Source organism: Noviherbaspirillum album, assembly GCF_035916955.1.
In the GTDB taxonomy this organism is placed as follows: Bacteria; Pseudomonadota; Gammaproteobacteria; order Burkholderiales; family Burkholderiaceae_D; genus Noviherbaspirillum; species Noviherbaspirillum album.
This window is the reverse complement of sequence record NZ_JAWIIV010000120.1, coordinates 1-1114: the sequence shown is the minus strand read 5'-3', so window position 1 is coordinate 1114 and position 1114 is coordinate 1. Positions and strand designations below refer to the sequence as shown.

Sequence of the window (1114 nt, the reverse complement as noted above, 5' to 3'; positions counted from 1 at the left end):
GGAACCTCTGCTCAAGTCTGGAAATCGGGAGTCATGGGTCTAAACATTGATCGATATTGCGTACTGTCGATAGAACCAAGCGCCAGTTCTCCCTTCGACACCCCGGTATGCGCTGCTTTAGCGCGCCCCGGAGCGCAGTGGGCGGACTACGCCCTTTGCAGCGCAGCGCACCGTCGCGCCAGAAACAGGTTCGCTAGCGCACAGGCAACATAGGCGCGCGTGGCGTTCTTCGCAATGCCGCGATAGCGCACCTTCGCAAATCCCCACAGCCGCTTGATGACCAGAAACGGATGCTCAACCTTCGCACGCGTCGTGGACTTGGTACGGTTGGCCGTGGTCTCACTCTCGGTCAATGGCCGGTTGCGGTAGGCACGCGCTTGTGTGAAGTCCTTTGCGTGCGGCGCCTTCCTGCGTATCGTTTGTGCCTGATCCCGGTACGCGCTGTCGCCATACACACGCGTCTCGTTCCCATGCAACAGATCGGGCAGGACTTCGCTGTCGTGCACGTTGGCCGAACTGGCCGCCGCACTGTGGATCAAGCCCGTCTTGCTATCAACGCCAATGTGCAGTTTCATCCCGAAATGCCATTGGTTTCCTTTCTTCGTCGAGCGCATTTCAGGATCGCGCTTCTTATCCGCATTCTTGGTCGACGACGGCGCAGCAATGATGGTGGCATCGACGATCGTGCCGCCCGACACTTTGATGCCTCGCTCTTGCAGAATGCGGCCGACTTCGGCGAACAGGCGCCGGCCCAGGTCATGCTCTTCCAACATGCGGCGAAAGCGCAGGATGGTGGTTTCGTCGGGCACCGGCTCGCATCCCAAGTCGATACCGGCAAAGCGGCGCATGCTCTCGGATTCGTACAATGCCTCTTCCAAACCCGGATCGGACAAGTTGTACCAATGCTGCAGAAAGTGTAGGCGCAGCATCTTCATCAAACCCACCGGTGGCCGACCATTGCCCGCCTTTGGGTAATACGGCACCAGCAAGTCGTGCAACGCTTGCCACGGAATGACTTGTTCCATGTCGTTGAGGAACTTCTCGCGCTTGGTCGGTTTGCGGTACAGCTCGAAGCTGCCTTGTGCCAGCGTTTGTTGTTTCATCGTCAGATTTC

General features: G+C 58.4%; 1 protein-coding gene. It reads right to left on the bottom strand.

What is annotated here, in order from left to right; translation table 11 throughout:
- Nucleotides 1–146: 146 nt before the first annotated feature.
- Nucleotides 147–1103 carry an IS5 family transposase gene (locus RY831_RS32975; protein WP_326510497.1) on the bottom strand — a complete coding sequence of 319 codons (957 nt, stop codon included), beginning with the start codon at nt 1101–1103 and terminating at the stop codon, nt 147–149.
- Nucleotides 1104–1114: the final 11 nt, after the last annotated feature.

Excerpts from the sequence above, each read along its gene's own strand:
- RY831_RS32975 (WP_326510497.1), bottom strand. The coding sequence starts at position 1,103 with ATGAAACAACAAACGCTGGCACAAGGCAGCTTCGAGCTGTACCGCAAA.